7 protein-coding genes and 1 tRNA gene are annotated in these 20678 nt (G+C 32.7%); 4 read left to right on the top strand and 4 right to left on the bottom strand.

From position 1 onward, the window contains the following. The first annotated feature begins 147 nt into the window (after positions 1 to 147). The 4 genes from ABJD66_RS15650 (at position 148) to ABJD66_RS15635 (ending at position 16181) form a co-directional block, all read left to right on the top strand. Entirely contained in the window at positions 148 to 14508 is a 14361-nt protein-coding gene (locus ABJD66_RS15650) for a T9SS type B sorting domain-containing protein (RefSeq protein WP_348133356.1), read from the top strand. Positions 14509 to 14534: 26 nt separating this feature from the next. Further along, positions 14535 to 15488, top strand: a complete 954-nt coding sequence (locus tag ABJD66_RS15645) for a type IX secretion system membrane protein PorP/SprF (protein ID WP_100894401.1) — start codon at positions 14535 to 14537, stop codon at positions 15486 to 15488. Positions 15489 to 15536: 48 nt separating this feature from the next. Continuing rightward, positions 15537 to 15893, top strand: a complete 357-nt coding sequence (folB, locus tag ABJD66_RS15640; protein ID WP_100894402.1) for a dihydroneopterin aldolase — start codon at positions 15537 to 15539, stop codon at positions 15891 to 15893. Between the two features lie 217 nt (positions 15894 to 16110). After that, positions 16111 to 16181, top strand: a tRNA-Cys gene (locus tag ABJD66_RS15635). A 167-nt stretch (positions 16182 to 16348) separates the two neighbouring features. Here the strand turns inward: ABJD66_RS15635 and ABJD66_RS15630 are convergent. Genes ABJD66_RS15630 through rnr form a run of 4 tightly spaced genes read right to left on the bottom strand, consistent with a single transcriptional unit; the run spans position 16349 to position 20483 of the window. Continuing rightward, positions 16349 to 16843 carry a Clp protease N-terminal domain-containing protein gene (locus tag ABJD66_RS15630; RefSeq protein WP_348133353.1) on the bottom strand — a complete coding sequence of 165 codons (495 nt, stop codon included), beginning with the start codon at positions 16841 to 16843 and terminating at the stop codon, positions 16349 to 16351. 27 nt (positions 16844 to 16870) lie between these two features. Next, a complete protein-coding gene (locus ABJD66_RS15625) occupies positions 16871 to 17536 on the bottom strand; it encodes a LysE family transporter (protein WP_100894404.1) in 666 nt (221 codons plus the stop codon). A gap of 12 nt (positions 17537 to 17548) precedes the next feature. After that, a complete protein-coding gene (locus ABJD66_RS15620) occupies positions 17549 to 18229 on the bottom strand; it encodes a head GIN domain-containing protein (protein WP_100894405.1) in 681 nt (226 codons plus the stop codon). Between the two features lie 58 nt (positions 18230 to 18287). Then, a complete protein-coding gene (gene rnr / locus ABJD66_RS15615; protein WP_303542308.1) occupies positions 18288 to 20483 on the bottom strand; it encodes a ribonuclease R in 2196 nt (731 codons plus the stop codon). Positions 20484 to 20678 lie beyond the last annotated feature (195 nt).

Raw genomic sequence — 20678 nt, 5'->3', positions numbered from 1 at the left:
TTTTTTGTGCACTATTGCTTACATGTATAGCATTGGCAAACACAAAAAATACCGATAAGTATACTGTAAAATTCAATGACAGTATAAAGAATGACAACTCAACTCAAATTAATTACTCACCAACAAACACTAAAAACGTTCAACCTAATGAATAAGTTTTTAAAATCATTTTTAATAATTATTGTTTTAGCAATATCCCATTTAGGATCTAGTCAAGTTAAAAACAATTTTGAACCAAGGTATGATAATAGTATCCGCGGAGACTTAACTATTGTAGCCAATAACATTGTTAACCGTGAAGGTGATGAAGGTTATTGGGTAGGTAATTGGTGGTCTGGTTATACATATGTGTCAGATCCAAAAGTAGCAAACGATCCATATAACCAAACAGGAAGTAGCTCCACGGCTAATGATAATTGGACAATGCAATACATAGATATAGATGGTGACCCATCTACATTTAGCTCTAGTAGTGCAGAGTTAACAGTACCTGACGCTAGTTGTTCTAGAGTTAGGTATGCTGGTTTATACTGGTCTGCAGTTTATGGAGACCCTGATAGAAGTAATATTGGAAATATAAAATTTAAAACACCAGGAGGTAGTTATGTAAATATCTCTGCAGACGAAATTCTTTTTGATGGTTATGGAGACTCAGATTTTGGATATTATAGTCCTTATGCAAGTTATAAAGACATCACATCAATAGTAGCAGGTTTAACAGACCCTAATGGTGAATATACTGTAGCAAATATAAGAGCTAGCCTTGGAGACGCTCCAGCTGGTTCTGGTGGATATTCTGGTGGATGGACAATGGTTGTTGTTTATGAAAACCCAACATATCCAGGTAAATATATTACTACTTTTGATGGTTATGCAGGTATTAAATCCGGAGAGTCTGTAGATATTCCTATTTCAGGATTTACAACATTACCAGCGCCTTTCCCTGTAAATGCAAGGTTAGGGGTTAGCACATTAGAAGGAGATAATAGTTTAGGAGGAGATGGTTTATCTATTAAAGCAAGTGGAAGACCTACTTATACTCCTTTGGGTACAAACAGGTTTGGAACTAATCCTAATAAAACAAATAACTTTTTTGACAGTAATGTCACTTTTGAAAACAATATCGTAACTACTCGTAACCCCAATAGTATAAATACATTAGGTTGGGATGCAGACCTTTTTACAATACCTAATACAGGTTGGTCTACCATCCCTAATGATGAAACAAGTGCTATATTAAGAGCCAGCTCTGCACAAGATAAGTACGACATTTTCTTTACATCTTTTGATGTAGAAATTATAGAACCACAAATGCACTTAGCCAAAAGGGTAGAGGATATTGGTGGTACAGATATTACTGGTCAAGGCGTAAATTTAGGTCAAGTTTTAGACTATGTTTTATCATTCCAAAATGTTGGTAATGATGATGGTGACAGGTATACAATTAAAGATGTTTTACCTGTAAACGTAACCTTAGATGAGACTAACATTACAATGCCAACTGGTGTTACATACACATATGACCCAGCAACTAGAGAGGTTATTTTTTCTATTCCAAATAACTTAGTAGTACAAGGCGGACCATTAGAAACTATACGTATGCGTGTACGAGTAGCAGAAAATTGTTTTGATTTTATAGATGCTTGTTCAGATCTAATACAAAACTTAGCATACTCTACGTACAGAGGTGTTATAAATGATAATGAAATAACAGATGACCCAAGTGTTACAGATTTTGATACTTGTGGATTTACAACTCCTGGTGCAACAAACTTTTTATTAGATGATTTAGAAAGCTGTGACTATAGTAGAAATGTAGAAATTTGTGGCGCAGATGCTATATTAGACTCAGGTGATGGTTTTGATGATTATGTTTGGTACAAAGATGAAAACGGAAACGGTGTTATAGACGGTGGAGATACTGTTATTAATGATGGTAACCCAGATGGTGATTTAAGTACATTGGTTGTAGATGACATAGGTGTTTATATAGTTGATAAAATAATTGCAGATCCTTGTAAAGGTTTTCAAGAAATTATAACTGTAACACGCTTTGGAACAACACAAACAAACCCAATAATAGATTTAATAAACGATACTTCTAACACTGTTGATGGTGAAGTAACTACTTGTCCTATTGATGGTGACCCGTTACCAAAAATATTTTTATGTGGTTTAAATGATATAGAACCTATAAATATTAACATTCCTGATGCTACAAGCATACAATGGGAAAAATTAGACGAGGGTAGTTGTACAGCTTCTGTAGAAGATTGTGCAAACAAAAATGGTACATGTACTTGGAGCCAAGTAGCAACAGGCCAAACTTTTAATGCAGAAGATGAAGGACAATATAGAGTAGTAATTAACTATTTAAATGGTTGTTTTACGAGGTTCTATTTTAACGTATTTAAAAACGATTTAGATCCTAGAGCAACAGTAAAAGATATTATTTGTACTACAGATGGTAGCATTAGTGTTACCAATGTACCAGCAAATTACGATTTCCAATTATTAGATGCAGCAACAGGTACTATTCTTGTTCCTTACAGTGCTAATAATGGTCCTGTTTTTCCTATAACAAATAACGGAGCATACACAATAGAAATGCGTCAGCAAGGTGTTGTAGATGGTTGTGTTTTTAGACTGGAAGATATAGGTGTTTTAAGAAGAGATTATGTTGTAAACATTACAACAAAAGATACTGATTGTAACGGCTTAGGAGAAATTAGAATTTCTGCTGAAGATGTAGAACCACAGTACTATTTTTCTATATCTCAAGGAGGAATAGAGGTAGACACTTTTGGACCTACTAATGATAATGACTATACTTTTACAGATCTAAACGATGGTGTTTATGATGTTACTGTAAGAACTGATGATGGTTGTACATTAACTAGAGAAGTAACTATAAACGATGTATCTGATTTAGCAGGTACAGCTTTAACAACAAAATCTATAGACTGTACAGATGGTATTATCTCTGTAAATGCTACTGGTGGTGTTGCTAATCCATCATACAGCTATGCAATATGGAGTAAAGATGGTGTAGATTTATATTCTGCTCCTTTTTCTATAAGCGATATTCCTGCAAGTGCATACCAAACAACAGAAGACTTTTACTTTAGTGATGCAGATGCTGGTACTTATGAATTTATAGTTGTTGGTAGTAACAATTGTTATATAATTACAAATGAGGCTACTGTAGATATTGCACCTGCAATAGTTTACACACCAATTATAGAAGACGAAAAATGTTTTGGTGCAGAAGATGGTACGTATAACATAAACGTTACAAATAGTAACGGATATACTTTATCTTACAGCCTATTGTATCCAGATGGTACAACAACAAGCATTAACAATTCTGGAAACTTTACATCATTACCACAAGGAAATTATGTACTAACAATTACACAAACTATTGGTGGCACATCTTGTGATTTTGATGAACCTTTTACAATAGGTGGCCAAGTAGATGGTGTAACGGGTGATGCTGTTTTAGTTGATGATTATACATGTTTACAAGAAGCAACAATACAGGTACAAAATGTAACTGGTGGTGCTGCTCCTTATGCATATAGTATAGATGGTGTTAACTTTAATACCGGAGTAGGTGCAGACACATTTGCAAACCTAACTAATGGTAGTTATACTATTACTATTAGAGATGCTAATTTATGTACGTTTGTTACTAATGAAATTGTTATAGATGCATTAAATCCGCCTACAGATTTAGACTTTACAGCAACTGCTCCTAACTGTCCTACACAAACATCAAATGTTACAGTAACAGTTGCAAATGGTAATGCTCCTTATGTTTTTCAAATTATTGCTCCGGCAGCAGTAGCGGCTACAAGCACAACGGGAAACACAGCAACATTTAATAATTTAGATCCAGACACATATACATTTAGAGTAACTGATGATAAAGGATGTGAATATGAAGAAAGCTTTACAATTAGACCAGTAGACCCAATATCGGTAACTGGAAAATTAGTTAGTAATATTTCTTGTTTTGATGACACAGATGGTGAAGCAGAATTTACAGTATCTGGTTTTAATTCTACATACAATTATACCATAACAGGACCAACAGCTGTACCAGCAGGTACTACAGTAAATGATGCTGTTATTTCTTTAAATAATTTAGATAATGGTACATATACAATTACTGTAACAGATACAGAAACTAATTGTACTGCAACCGCAGATGTTATTATAAATGCTCCTACAGCAGCTTTAGCGTTAAATGTTGTAGAATCACAACCAACATGTACTACAGATGGTAGTGTTACATTAACTGCTACTGGTGGTTGGGGTAGTAACAGTTTTACAATTACATACCCAGATGCTACAACTACATTTACCAATGGTACTGGTACGTTTAATAACTTAAACCAAACAGGTACTTTTAATGTTAGTGTAGAAGATGCTAATGGTTGTATTGTTACTTCAAGTTTTGATTTAGATGCTTCAATAGCTCCTACCTTAGAAATTGTTCCAAATAACGATTGCTTTGTGGCTGCAGCAGGACTAGAACTTACAGCAAATGTTACAGCTGGCGGAGATGGTACTTATCAATATAGAATAAATGGTGGTGCTTACAGCACAAATAACGTGTTCTCTGGCTTAAATCCAGGAACATATACTATAGATGTTATAGACGGTAATAACTGTACAGGAACAGCTTCTATTACAGTAAATCCAGAATTAACAGTAACTGCTTCTGCAGATAATATTACTGCTTGTGGTACAGATGCAATAGTAACTATTACTCCTGCAGGTGGTAGCGGTACAGATTATGTATTTGCAATTGTTGCAGACGGAGATACTCCTGCAGCAACAGACTTTACTAATACTAATCCTAGAACTGTAACAACTGGTGCTGGTGATTATGACGTTTATGTACGTGATAATAATGGAACAGGAACTTTTTGTGAGGCTATGTACAATTTAAATATTGCACAAGATCCTATATTAACAGTTTCTACTGCAAGTACAGACATACTTTGTAGTGGTGAAGCACAATCTACAATAACAATTACTGCTGGTGGTGGAGAAGCTCCTTACCAATACAGTATAGATGGTGGTGCAACATTTGTACCAACAAATACATTTAATAACTTACCTGCAAATAGCTACAACATTGTAGTTAGGGATGCAAATAACTGTGAAATAACAGATACACATACCATAACAGAACCTTTTACTTTATCTGCTTCTGCAGCAGTAACAGCTTTATATGAGTGTAACCCAACAACTGGTGCTGAAGTTAGAATTACAAATGCACAAGGTGGTACCCCTGCATATGAATATAGTTTTGATGGTGGTGTTAATTACAGTACAAACTCAATATCTAACTTATTACCAGGTACACATACATTATATATTAGAGATGCTAATTTATGTACATTTGAAATGACAGTAACTGTAGACTCTGCTCCTGAAGCACCTACATTTGCTCCGTCTATTTCTTATGATTGTGAGGGTCTTGGCGAAATTACAGTAACACCAAGTAGTACAGATTTTGATTATGTATACTCTATAAATGGTTCATTTAACACACCAGATAATACAAGTAATGTATTTACAGATGTAGCAGCTGGCACACATACAATTAGAGTAGATTATACTTCAAATGCAACTCCTACACCAAGTAATTTATTATCAGAAGATTTTGGCGTTGGTGCAAATACATCAATAACACAAATAGATCCTTTATACTGTTATGAACCGCAAGATGGTACAGTAAGACCTTGTGACCCAGGAGTACATACAAGAATTAATGATGGTGAATACTCGGTTACACAAGCAATAGCTTCACCATTTAGTACTTGGAGAAGTCCTAACGACCATACAGGTAATGCTAATGGAAGATTTTTAGCAATAAACGTTGGTGGTGTAGCTGGTGTTGGTGGTATTGTATATGCTAAAAGAGGTATAGAGGTTATACCAAATAGAGATATTACAATATCTACTTGGGCATACAACTTATTAAGAACCGGTGAAAGTGGTGGTGATCCAACAATAGAAATAGAATTAGTAGATGCTGGTGGTACAGTAATTAATAGTGTATCTACAGGTAATATTCCTAAAAATAATAATGCTAATGATTGGCATAATTATACAGTAACATTAAATCCTGGTGCTAATACAAACCTAGATATTGTTATACGTACAAATTCTGCTGTTGTTGATGGTAATGATATTGCTATAGATGATATACAAGCGTTTCAATTTCCAGAAGTTTGTTCTTCTTCTGTAACTTTTGACGTTTTAGTTGAAGCAGGTAAAGCTTTTACAGCAAACATTACAAACCCTAAAAACATCTCTTGTTTTGGTGGTAATGATGGTGAATTTGTTATTAATGCTTCTAATTTTGGCGCTGGCGGATTTGAATATACTTTAGATGGTGGTGCAACTTATTTTGGCCCTTTTACAAGTTCGCAAACCGTAACTGGTTTAACTGCACAAAACTATACTATTGAAGTTAGAGATGTTGATGATAATGCATGTAGTATTCCGTTAACACAAGAATTAACTGAACCAACAGAAGTTACTGCTACTGCATCTATAACAGATGAATTTACATGTAATAATACAGGTGCTACAATTACTGCTGTTGCAAATGGTGGTACACCAACTTATAACTATCAATTAGAAATATACAATACAGTAACAACAAGTTATACTGTTTTTAGAGCATATCAAACTTCTGCAATATTTACAGATGTACCTGCAAATGCAGCTAATGAAAATTATATTGTAAGAGTACAGGATGATAACTTATGTACTAATGCAATTACACCTGCAGTAACTGTTACTACTCCAGAGGTACCAACTTTTACAGTAACGCCAACAGCGTGTTACTCTGGTGCAAATGATGGAGAAATACAAGTAGATGTTACATCTATTCCTGGGAATGAAAACTTCCAGTTTAGCATTAACGGTGGTGCTTGGATTACTCCAACTCCAGCAACTGCAACAACATATACTTTTACTAATTTAGCAAACGGTACTTACACAATAGACGTTAAAGATGGCTATGGTTGCGTTGGCGTACAAGAAACGGTTGTTTTAAATCCTACTTTAAGAGCTACAACAGTTTTAAATAACGATTTAACCTGTTTAATAGATGCATCAATAGATGTAAATGTTACTGGAGGTTCTGGTACGTATACTTATGAATGGTCTACTACTAATTCTGGGCCTTGGAATGTTACAAACTTTACAGGAAATAACTTTACTACAGATACAGATGGTACATACTTTTTTAGAGTAACAGATAATACAACTCCTGTTGCTTGTACCTACATTACAAATGGTGTAACGGTTTCACCAGCAGTATTGCCTGTTATAACAAGTGTAACACCAACACATTTAACATGTAACGGAGACGATTCTGGTAGTTTAGATATTATAATAGATACTAGTGTTGGTTTAGCTCCTTACACTATAAACGTATTAAATACAACTACAACACAAGATTACGGTACACAAACATCTGGTTTAACAGCCGGTGATTATACTATAACTGTTACAGATTCTAAAGGTTGTGTAACAACAGAAACAACAACAATTAATGAACCAGCAGTAATAAATTATACAGTAAATAGCCAACCAATAACATGTGATACAACTGGTGGTATTACAAACCCTGGTTCTATTACAATAACAAATACTAGTGGTGGTACTGCAGAATATACATACATATTAACTGCAAATAATGGTATTGCACCACAAACATATACAACGACAGCAACTACAAGAGACCATACTTTTGATATTTTAACTTTTGGTATTTATGAAGTAGATATTGTTGATGCTAATGGTTGTTCTGCTTTTACAACACAAGTTATATCATCTCCACCAGATGATTTAGATATAGATGTAAGCACATCTACAGCTAATTGTGCAGATGGTGGTACAGCAATTGTAGAAGTTTCTGCATTGGTTGGTAGTGGTAATTATGAATTTGGAATTTTAGAAGATTTTAACTCTCCTTATACATCAACTTACTATGCTCCAGATACAGCGGGAGGTAGTATTATTACATTCTCTCAAACAGCTAATGGTGTATATTTAACACCTGGTATAACGTATACTTTTGTTGTACATGACTTAACAACTAATTGTTATTATTTTGAAACTGCAGCGACACCTATAGATAGCCCTTCTAATATGGTAGCTACTTTAGATGTTGTAGCTAACGTAACGTGTACAGGTTCTAACGATGGTAATATATCTTTTACTTTTGATAATTATGATGCCGCAGCAACAGCAGTAGATTATGAAATTTTTTATAAGCAATCTAACGCACAGATAACACCTACTCCTGTTACTGGTTCAACTCCAGTTTCTGGACCAGTAACTGCAGTGACTGTATCTAATTTTGCAACGTTACCTCCTGGTGAATATTACTTATTACTATCTGAAGTTGGTGGTCCGTTTAATGGTTGTACTGTTTATGGTGGCGAATTTACCATACGTGAATCTGTTAATTTATTAGAGATAGATTTAACTCTAACTAAAAATGATAATTGTAACACAAATGCCGGTGTAATAACTGCTAGTGGTCAATATGGTACAGGTCCTTATGAATATCAAATTTTACCAACAGGAGCTACCGCTCCAACTTTAACTACATGGGCTGGTTCGTCAGTAAATGTATTTAATGTAGAAGGTGGTACTTATGATGTGTATATTAAAGATGCATATGGTTGTATACAAACAGAATCTATTTTTGTACCAACTGATGTTTCTCCAGAAATATCTTTATCATTAGTTGATGAATGTGTGGCAGAAGGTGATTATGAAGTATTAGTAACTTTAGACACTCCAAGTACAACACCATATTCTTTAAGTGTTAATGGTGCTGCTTTCCAAAATATTACATTTACAGCTGGTGAGTATACTATAACTGGACTAAGTTCAGGTGCTGCACAAACAGTAGAAATAAAAGATTTAAATGGTTGTGGAGAAACAGAAACGTTTACAATTTATCCTAAATTTCAAGCTACTGCAGCAGTAACTAAATTATTAGACTGTTCTGCAACGCCAAATGCAGAAATTACAATCACTGCTTTTGATGGTTCTGGTTCTTATGCATATGAAATTGATGGTCCTGGTACTAATGACTTACCAAGAACTAATTTACCCTTACCTTCAAATGCTGATGTTTGGAATGATGCAACTGTATCTGGTACTTATATAGTATCAGTATATGATAACAATACTCCATCTTGTCCTCCAACAGTATTTAATATTGTTGTAGAAGATGCCGTAACCCCAATATTTACACATACATTTACAGATGTTACTTGTAATAGTGCAGATGATGGTACTATAACTTTATACCAAACAGATAATGGAATTAATCCATTAACGTATACAATTACACCTTTAGCTGGTACTTTTGATGCTGCTACAAGCACATTCTCAGACTTACCTCCTAATACATATACAGTAACTGCAACAGGTACAAATGGTTGTACAACAGATATTACTAATATTGTAATTAGTGAACCAAACCCTATTATAATAGTAGATGCAGATGTTGTAGAGTTTGGTTGTACGCCTACAAGTGGTAACACTAATAATAATGCTAGCATTACTATAGATAATACTGCTGCTAATATTACTGGTGGTAGCAATACTTATGTTATTTATGAATTTATAAATGATAACAGCACACCTGCAATTAGTGATGATACTGTTGTACAATCTGGTTCTAATAACGTTTATATAGAAACTAATACTGCTGGTGGTTCTTATACTATTAATGTATATGATGATAAAGGTTGTGTTGGCACAATAGAAGCAGATATTGCTCCTTATGATGAATTGTTAACAGCTTCTGCTGCAATTACAGGTGATATTACTTGTGATCCTGGTACAGATGGTGAAATAACTATTACTGCTACATCAAATACAAATGATACTTCTAAATTTGAGTATAGTATTGATAACGGAACAACATGGCAACCTTCAAATGTTTTTGGTGGTTTAGATGTTGGTACTCACAATTTCTTAGTAAGGCATACAGATACTGGTTGTGTTATAACAACATCAGAAACTATAACTAGTCCAGATGTATTAGAATTAGATGCAACTGTATTAAGCAATGTAATTTGTTTTGGTGGTAATGATGGTAGTGTTGAATTTAATTTACATGATGATGCTAATGTTACTTATGCTAATGGTGTGACATTTACCGTGTATGATGCTGTAACAAATAATGTTGTACAAGCTTTAGCCTCTGACTTAGATGGAAACTTTGTTGTTAATAGTTTAGTAGCTGGTAGTTACTACATAGAAGTACAACAAACTCCAGATCCTAGATGTACGTATACACAGGCATTTACTATTGCTGGTCCTAGTGCTGCAATAACAGCTGCTACAGAAGTTACACCAGTAACTTGTATAGGTAATGACGGAGTTATAGAAGTTATTAATGCTGCTGGTGGTTGGGGAGACTATGTTTACTTTGTAGACGTAGCAACTAATCCTGCTCCAGTATACCCAACAGATTATGTTTCTAATCCTAGATTTACTGGTTTATCGGGTGCTGCAGCTCCGGCTGGTACAGATTACCAAGTTTGGATTGCAGATAAAAATGGATGTATTATTCAATTAGCAGATGTTAATTTAGTAGAGCCAACAGATATAACGGCAACTTTACAGGTAAACCAAGAAAATTGTACAAACCTAGAAGGTGAAATTGAAGTAATTAATACTGTAGGTGGACAAGGAAGTAACTATACATACCAACTTATTAAAGATGGTACTGCAGTTGGTTCTCCACAGACTACTACAATATTCTCTGGTTTAGGTGCTGGTTCTTACACCGTATTAATTAATGACCAATGGTCTTGTGATTTTACAACACTTGCAACAGTATTGTATGAAGAAATGAATGTTTCTACTACTGTGGTTAAACCAATAGATTGTACAGTAGATCCAGGCGGACAAATAACAGTGAATGTAATTGGTGGTTCTACAAACTTAGAGTTTGTAGCTACATTACCAATAAGTAGTACAACAATTACAAATACAACTGGTGTGTTTACTGGCTTAACAGAAGTTGGTACATACAGTTTTACTGTTCGTGATTTAGAGACAAATACACCTATTTGCGAAAAACCTGTTACACAAGAATTAACTGATAAGGTAGATCCTATTTTATTGACTTCAACTATAGAAAATGTTAGTTGTTTTGGTTTATCAGATGGTAGTATAACTGCTAACTTAGATCCTGCTACAAATGTAGATCCTATTTATACTTATAATTTATATGATGCTACAGGACTAACTTTAATAGCCGGACCACAAACTAGTCCAACTTTTACAGGCTTAGCTGCTGCTTTTTATCAAGTAGAGGTAGTTTCTGCTAAAGAATGTGCTGTTAGAGAAACTGTTGAGGTTACTCAGCCTACAGAATTATTAATAAGTGCAGTTGCAACAGATTTTGCTTGTGCTCCTAATAATACAGTAAATACTGCAACAATTACAGTTACTATAGAAGATGGTGCTACAACACCAGGAACACCTTCAGGTACTAGTCCGTATTTATACAGTATAGATAATGTAAACTTCCAAACAGGAAATACATTTACTGTTACAGATACTGGAGTTGCACAAACAATTACTGTTTATGTTAAAGATGATAATAGTTGTCCGCAAACAACAACGGTAACTATAGAGCCTATTAATACATTTACTGCTGTAGTATCTAAAGATACAGACATATCATGTGCTGGTCCAGAAGAGGTTACTATTACAGTAACAGATAACGGAGATGTAACAAATGTTTATACATATGAGTTGTTGCCAATTGGTAATACAAATGCTACGCAAACAGCAACACCAACTTATAACACTGCAACTTTTGAATTAACTGCTGTTGGTGGTTATGTATTTAGAATTACAGATACAACTACAGGTTGTTATGTAGATACAGATGTATATAACATTGCACCTTATGACTTAATTAAAGTTTCTGCAATAGCGTCATCTCCTGTAACTTGTTTTGGAGATACAAACGGAGAAATTGAAGTAACAGTAACAGATGCTACAGCACCATTTACTTATACAGTTTTAAATACTGATGGAACTTTAGCTGGTATTAATGGTAATGCTACTACAAATACATTTACTATATCTGGTTTATCTGGTGGTAATTATTATGTAGCAGTAACAGAAGATAATGCTCCTTTTTGTACTGAAGATTCTAATGTAATAACAATAGACTCTCCAGATATGGCATTAACAGCAACATTATCACAAACTGCAGCTGTAACTTGTGATGATAATGCTGGTGAAATAGTAGTAGAACCAACTGGTGGTTATGCACCATATGATATTGTTTTAAGAAACAATACTACTGGTGTAGAAACTACTTTTACAGATGTTTCTTCTGCTAGTTTTGTAAGATTAAGTGCAGCTACATATACTGCAACAGTAACAGATGATGCTGGTTGTGATTTTACAGATGACATAACATTAGCCCCTGCAATACCAATTACTGCAGATATTACACCATTAACACAAATGTTAACTTGTTTTGGTGACAGTAACGGTAGTGTTAGTGCAATAAACGTATTAAATGGTGAAGGTGTTTACACGTACCAATTAAATGTTTATGATGATGCTGGTACAACATTACTATATTCTAGTACTCCACAGCCAAACCCAATGTTTAACAACTTAAGTGCGGGTGTGTATACAATAACAGTTTCTGACGGATGGAACTGTGATGTAGAAACTATACAAGCGGTTATAACAGAGCCTACAGATATAACTGGTTCTCTAGTTCAAGTATCACAATTAACGTGCGTAGACCCAGCTGAAATAAGATTAACAGCTACTGGTGGTACTGCTCCGTATGAGTTTAGTGTAGATGGTATAAACTTTACACCTATGACAGGTGGAGATACACACACATTTACAGTAACAGATGGTATTTATCAATACTATATAAGAGACAATTTTAACTGTGGTAATATTATTAGTAACCAAGTTTCTATAGATCCTGTACCACCACTACAAATAGTATTAGATGAAACTGCTGCAGTTATAAACTGTAATGGTGAATCTACTGCAAGTATAGATGCAACAGCAATTGGTGGTTTAGGTAACTATTCTTATGAGTTGTTAGATAATCCAACTAGTACAAGTCCGCTACAAGGACCACAGACTACTGGTAATTTTAGAAACCTAGGAATTGGAACTTACTACATAAAAGTAACATCTGATGGTGGTTGTGAAGAAGTATCAAGAGCAATTACTATTACAGAGCCAGCTCCTTTAGTTATAGAGACTGAAGAATTTACAGATGTTTCATGTTTTGGTGAAGAAGATGGTACCATAACTGTTGAGGTTAGTGGTGGAACAGGAGAAATAAAATACTCAATTACACCTAACTTAGATCAGTTTGATACTAAAAACGTATTTACAGACTTAGCTCCTGGAGTATATGATGTTATTGCTCAAGATGAAAAAGGATGTTTTATTGCTTTTGAATTTACAATTGAACAACCAACTGCAATACAATTAAGTGCAACTACAACAGGAGAAACTTGTACAGGTAATGAAGATGGTACAGCTACAGTTACAATAACTGGTGGTACCGCTCCTTACAGAACAAGTATAGATTCTAACGATCCTGCAGATTATGTGTTAGACAGAGTAGATTTCTCTGGATTAACTGCTGGTCCTCATGTAATATTAGTTAAAGATGCTAATGATTGTGATGCAAATATTGTAATAAATATTGCACCTGGTGTTAATTTAAAAGCCACTGCAACACCAATTTATGAGTGTAGTACAGATACACCAACAAATTATTTAGATGTTGTTTTAGAAGACAACACAATAACAGACGTATTATACGGTTTAGATACTACAGATCCTGCTGCTATGCAATTAACACCAGACTTTACAAATATGTCTGCTGGTAATCATTATTTACACATATTGCATGCAAACGGATGTTCTGAAACTATTGACTTTACTGTAGCTGCTTTTGAGCCATTAACACTTGTATTAGAAAATACAAATATTAACGAAATAACGGCAATTGCTGCAGGTGGTAACCCAAAATATACTTTCTATCTAGAAGGAAACAATAATGGGGAAGACAATACGTTCAGAATACGTAAGACTGATACTTATACCGTTGTTGTTGTAGACGAAAATGGTTGTGAAACTACTCAAGATATATTTATTGAGTTCATCGATATAGAAATCCCAAATTTCTTTACACCAAATGGTGATGATGTAAACAACACATGGAAGCCTAAAAACACAGATGGGTTCCCTAATATCTTAACTATTGTCTATGATAGATATGGTAGAGAGTTATATAGAATGGGAGCAGATGATAAAGGTTGGGACGGAACTTATAATAATAAGGAACTACCATCTGGAGATTATTGGTATACTATTAAACTTAAAGATGAAGTAGACGACAGAGAATTTGTTGGACACTTTACATTGTACAGATAAAAAATAAAAGAACTTAACCTATAATTATGCGACTTAAATTAGCAATCTTATCATTATTTGCCGGCACAATGCTGTCAAATGCACAGGAGCTAAATTCCCCACAGCTATCACAATATTTAGCAGATAATCCATTTGTTTTATCACCAACATATGCAGGTATTGGTGATCATGTAAAAATTAGAATGAACGGTCTTGCTCAATGGGTAGGAATAGAAGATGCACCTAGAACACAGTCTTTGGCTGCAGATGCCAGGATTGGTAACAAATCTGGTTTAGGTTTATTTTTATATAATGATAAAAACGGATACACTAAACAACAAGGTGCAAGAATATCTTTTGCACACCACTTAACTTTAAATAGGTATGAAGATGAGTTTTTATCATTTGGTATATCATACAACTTTAACCAATTTAGATTAGACATACAGGAATTTAACCTTATTGCTAATCCAGATAATGCGGTAACAGATGATAGATCTACAACCAACCATAACTTTGATGTTGGATTTTTGTATAGAAAAAATAAGTTTTATGCGAGTGTTAACGCATCTAACTTAGTAAATAAAGATATAACCAACTTTAATGAAACCTTTGAACCTAACGCATTAAGAAACTACTATATTTATAGTGGTTACAGATACAAAAAGAGTAGAAGTAGTGATTGGGAAATAGAACCATCTGTACTTTATAAAATGTTTGAAAGTGACGGTAGATCTGAAACAGATTTAAACTTAAAATTTAGAAAGTACGATTTTGAAGATTACTACTATGCAGGTGTAAATTACAGATTTTTAAACGATCAAATAGGTAAGCCTTTATATTTAGCTCCTTTTGCAGGTTTAAAAAAGGATAACTATTACTTTGGATATTCTTACCAAATAATTTTAAATGATATTTTAAATTATAGTACAGGTACACATGTTATAACAATTGGTGTAGATTTATTCCAAGGATTAAGTAATTGTAGATGTACTTACTAACTATTTATTAATAGTATTAGTTAAGTTTGCACATCTAAACTAAACCAAATGGGAAAAATAAAAGTAAGTACTATTAAAACATATGCTTACCACGGTTGCTTAAATGAAGAAGCTTTAATTGGTAGTGATTATTTAGTAAACGTAACAGTAGATGCAGATTTAACTAAGGCATCAATATCTGATGAATTAGTAGATACGGTAGACTATGTACATATTAATCATATAGTAAAAGAAGAAATGGCAATAAGATCTAAATTATTAGAACATGTTGCTAAGCGTATAATAGATCGTATTTTTTCTGAGTTACCTATTGTAACAGCATCAGAAGTAACAGTTTCTAAATTAAACCCACCAATAGGAGGAGATGTTGAAATGGTTTCGATAACATTACAATTAACTCGTTAAACTGCGTATTAGTAAATTTTTTATACATCTAAATATATGTACATTTGAACTCTCCCCCCGCACAAATGGCATTGTGGTCGAAATGGATAGACATAATCCCGCAAGGATTAGCATAGTGGTTCGAATCCACTCGATGCCTCGAAAAAAAAATACAAAATTGATTTAAAAAAACTTATTTTCTTATGGATTTATTTTCGTAAGTTTGCAGTCCAAAAATGGCATCGTGGCCGAGTGGCTAGGCAGAGCTCTGCAAAAGCTTGTACAGCAGTTCGAATCTGCTCGATGCCTCAAAAACCTTCACTAACGTGGAGGTTTTTTTGTTTATATACTTATCAATTTTTATATCATATTTAAAATCAAATAATTACATATAATAATCTAATTATGTATGGTAATATCTACAGTAGTTATTTAAAAGATAAGGTATAATTTATATAGTGATAGTTAAGATATTTCTATATTTTATTTATAATATGAAGTAATCCAATAGACACTAATAATTTATTACTTCCTATAATTTCAAGTAATCTATTAGATTTTACTATTCTAATTTTTTCACATTCGCTTTTAAACTTAAAGTAATCCATTCCTATTTCATTTAAATAATTACCAGCGTAGCTATTTTTATTAGCTAGCATAGCAAAAATTATGTGTTCGGAATTTACTTTTTTATCTAAATAAGTACGAGCATAAAATTTTGCATTTTTTAAAATATCCTCAAACTCTTGGGTTAAATAATATCTATTAACTTTTCTTTCATCATCTGACCTTAGAGTTTCTATTAATTTTTTAAATTGCCAGTTATGAGATTCAAATATTTTATGCGCAAGATTATCAGATTTTAAGGTAGCTATTAAAAAATGAAAAGAAGATATATACCCAGAATTTAAATTTATAGCTACTAGTCTACTATTAGCTATTATTTTTTCTAGTTCAGGATTAAATTCCATTTTTATATACAGTGGTATTAAAAAAAATTATTTTTCTAATAACTCTAACCCTTCTTGTATATTTAATTGATCTTTAGGTAAAAACCCTTTGGTTATAAGTACTAAACCACAGATTACAAGTATAATACCGAGTATTTTTTTAGTTAAAAAAATACGTCTTGGAGTTAGGTATCTTTTTAATTGTTTAGCTAATAATATTTTAAATATATCTGTAATAAAATAAGTTCCTAGCATTGCAGAAAAGAAAACCAAAATTCTGTTTGGATTATTATCTAAACTAGGACCTACTACTAAAATAACGCCCAACCAAAATACTAAAACACCTATGTTTATGAAGTTTAATAAAAAGCCTTTTATAAATAAACTTAGATAAGCACTTTTATTAGATTTAAGTGTTGTTGGTTTTTCTTTAACTGGCTTTTTTATGATTACAATTACCCCGTAAACTAGTAGTATAACTCCACCAAAAATATATAGTCCTGGTAAATTACTTAAATTTTCTAGTAGCTGATAACTACTAAAATAAGCAACAGTTAAAAATAAAATATCGGCTAGTATTACACCAAAGTCAAAAACCAACGCAGCTCTAAAACCTTTAACAGCACTAGTTTCTAGAAGAACAAAAAAAACAGGACCAATCATAAAGCTTAAAAAAAAGCCTAATGGTATTGCTGCCTGTATATCATCTAACATGTAGTAATTTTTCTATTTTCTAATAATTTTACCTCCAAAAACAGTTTTTTCATCCATTTTTAATGGGTCGCCATAAACTAAAACTTCACCACCTGCTTTTACAGTTGCTTGCACATAATTTGTAGCATTAATTTCTGCATTACCACCTGCATTAACGCTAATAGTAGTAAGTTCGGTTTTTAAATTTTTACCGTAGTAAATACCACCAGTATTAATTTTTATGTCCTGGTTTTTTGCAGATCCTTTTGATGTTATAACACCACCAGTAACAGATTTTATTAATAACTGAGTAACTTCAGCATCAATAATTAATTCGCCACCTTCTTGAGATTTTAACTCTAATAAATCTTGTTTAATAGTTTCATTAGAGCTAATTCTGGCATCTTCATTTACATCTATAACAGCTAAAATATCTGTATAATAAACATCTACAAAAGTTCTATAACCACTAAAAATTTTATCTAATTGCATACGGAGTTTTAAAACTCCGTCGTTATTAACAATTGAAACTTTTTGTGTATTAGCTCCTGTTATAACAGCTTCATTTTTAGTAGATTTAATAAGATTTACAGATAAACCATCAAAAGCCTTAACCTCTGTAAAGCTTTCTAGTTGTAATGTAATTTTTTCGTTTTGTGCATTTACTAAACTAAAAGTAAATAGTAAAAACGTAAATAAGGTTAACTTATTCATTTTGTTATTTTTAGGTATAATTCCTAATCTAATTTACAAATTTCGTTCCAAAAATACTTTATTCTGCCTTTCTAAGTAACGAAAAATCTAAATGTCTTTTTACTAAATCTGTACTTTTAACCATAACTACAACTTGCTCTCCTAATTGGTAGCTGTTGTTTGTACGTTGTCCTATGATAGAATAGCTTTTTTCATCAAAAGTGTAGTAATCGTCCTTAATATCTCTTATACGTACCATACCCTCGCACTTATTATCTATAATTTCTACATAAATACCCCATTCTGTTACTCCAGATATTACGCCTACAAATTCAGAATCTTTATGGTCGTCCATAAATTTAATTTGCATGTACTTTATAGAATCTCTTTCTGCACTAGATGCAAGACCTTCCATATCTGATGAATGTTTACATTTTTCTTCATAAACATCTTGTTTAGCACTTGCACCACCATCTAAATAATGTTGTAATAAACGGTGTACCATTACATCTGGATATCTACGAATAGGTGATGTAAAATGCGAGTAATAATCAAAAGCTAAACCGTAATGGCCAATATTATCTGTAGTATAAATTGCTTTACTCATACTACGTATAGCAAGCGTATCTACTAAATTTTGTTCTTTTTTTCCTTTTACGTCTTCTAGTAATTGGTTCAAAGATTCACTTATAGATTTTTTACTTTTAAAATCTAATTTATGACCAAATCTAGAAATTATGCCATTTAAATTAGCTAGTTTTTCCTCGTTTGGCTCATCATGAACTCTATAAATAAATGTTTTTTCTGGTTTTTGTTTACCAATAAATTCAGCTACTTTTCTGTTAGCCAATAACATAAATTCTTCAATAAGTTTGTTGGCATCTTTAGACTCTTTAAAGTAAACGCCAGTAGGGTTAGCATCATTATCTAGACTAAACCTAACTTCTACTTTATCAAAAGATATGGCTCCGGCTTTCATACGTTTACCACGCATAATTTTTGCTAATTTATCTAATGTAAGCGTAGCTTCAACAATATCATTACCAACACTATAAGCGCCATTTTCTCTAATAGAAATAGCTTCAGGAATTGTATTTTCTCCCGTTTCAATTATATGTTGTGCTTCTTCATACGCAAAACGTTCGTTAGAATTTGTTACTGTTCTACCAAACCATTGGTTAATAAGTGTTGCTTTTTCATCGATCTCAAAAACAGCAGAAAACGTATATTTTTCCTCATTTGGTCTTAAAGAACAAGCATTATTAGATAAAACTTCTGGTAACATTGGTACCACACGGTCTACTAAATATACAGATGTTGCCCTATCATAAGCCTCATCGTCTAAAATAGTATCTGGTTGTAGGTAATGAGATACATCTGCAATATGAATTCCTATTTCATAATTGCCATTTTCTAATTTTACAAAAGATAATGCATCATCAAAATCCTTTGCATCTTTAGGATCTATAGTAAAGGTAAGCGTATCTCGCATATCTCTACGTTTTGCAATTTCTTCTGGTTTAATAGATGTATCTATTTTATTAGCATAATTTTCCACTTCTAAAGGAAACTGATATGGCAAGCCATATTCTGCTAAAATAGAATGTATTTCTGTGTTATGCTCTCCTGGTTTACCAAGAACTTCGGTAATTTCTCCGTAAGGTGAGTCGGCATCATCTGGCCAATCGCTCATTTTTACAATGACCTTATCACCATCTTGTGCATTATTTATTTTATCCTTTGGAATAAAAAAATCTGTATACATCCTAAAATCTGTAGATGTAACAAAAGCATAATTCTTTTGTAATTGTACAATACCTACAAAGCTAGTTTTGTTTCTTTCTACAATTTTAGTGATTTCGCCTTCTAATTTGCGACCTTTTCTTCTAGGAAAAATGTAAACTTCTACAATATCTCTATGAAAAGCTTTTTTTAATTTATTGCTAGATATAAAAACATCATCATCTAGACCTTCTATTACTATATAAGCATTTCCTTTGCTAGTTATATCTACTTTACCTGTATGGTAAGTTTTAGTATCTCTAGCTACGGCTTTATACTTGCCTCTACTTTCTTCTATAATTCTTTTCTTTTCTTTTAACTGTACTAATCTTTTAACTAGTATGTTTCTCTTATTTGCATCTGTTATACCTAATTTAGCAGCTATTTGCTTGTAGTTATAACTAGCAGTAGGATCTTTTTCTAATACCGTAAATATACCTTTAGTGATAAAATTACGATCTTGGTTTTTAGGTCCTTTTTTATTCTTTGTCATTCATTTTATTTATTTCTGGTAAATTACAAATTATAATCTACTCTAATCTTAATTAAACAATTTCTTAATTTTATAGTAAAGAAAACGTTGTTATAAACATATATATAATATACTATTTTTCTTTTATTAAATTTTAAAAAAAAGAGGTGATTATAATAGTGTGTTAATATCTACAATAAAATTATGTACTATTTC

Origin of the sequence: Cellulophaga sp. (genome assembly GCF_039943695.1) — a bacterium.
In the GTDB taxonomy this organism is placed as follows: Bacteria; Bacteroidota; Bacteroidia; order Flavobacteriales; family Flavobacteriaceae; genus Cellulophaga.
Note: the sequence above shows the minus strand (reverse complement) of the source record. Positions and strands in the feature narration are given on the sequence as shown.

Excerpts from the sequence above, each read along its gene's own strand:
- rnr (WP_303542308.1), bottom strand. The coding sequence starts at position 20,483 with ATGACAAAGAATAAAAAAGGACCTAAAAACCAAGATCGTAATTTTATC.
- ABJD66_RS15625 (WP_100894404.1), bottom strand. The coding sequence starts at position 17,536 with ATGTTAGATGATATACAGGCAGCAATACCATTAGGCTTTTTTTTAAGC.
- ABJD66_RS15630 (WP_348133353.1), bottom strand. The coding sequence starts at position 16,843 with ATGGAATTTAATCCTGAACTAGAAAAAATAATAGCTAATAGTAGACTA.
- ABJD66_RS15645 (WP_100894401.1), top strand. The coding sequence starts at position 14,535 with ATGCGACTTAAATTAGCAATCTTATCATTATTTGCCGGCACAATGCTG.
- folB (WP_100894402.1), top strand. The coding sequence starts at position 15,537 with ATGGGAAAAATAAAAGTAAGTACTATTAAAACATATGCTTACCACGGT.
- ABJD66_RS15620 (WP_100894405.1), bottom strand. The coding sequence starts at position 18,229 with ATGAATAAGTTAACCTTATTTACGTTTTTACTATTTACTTTTAGTTTA.
- ABJD66_RS15650 (WP_348133356.1), top strand. The coding sequence starts at position 148 with ATGAATAAGTTTTTAAAATCATTTTTAATAATTATTGTTTTAGCAATA.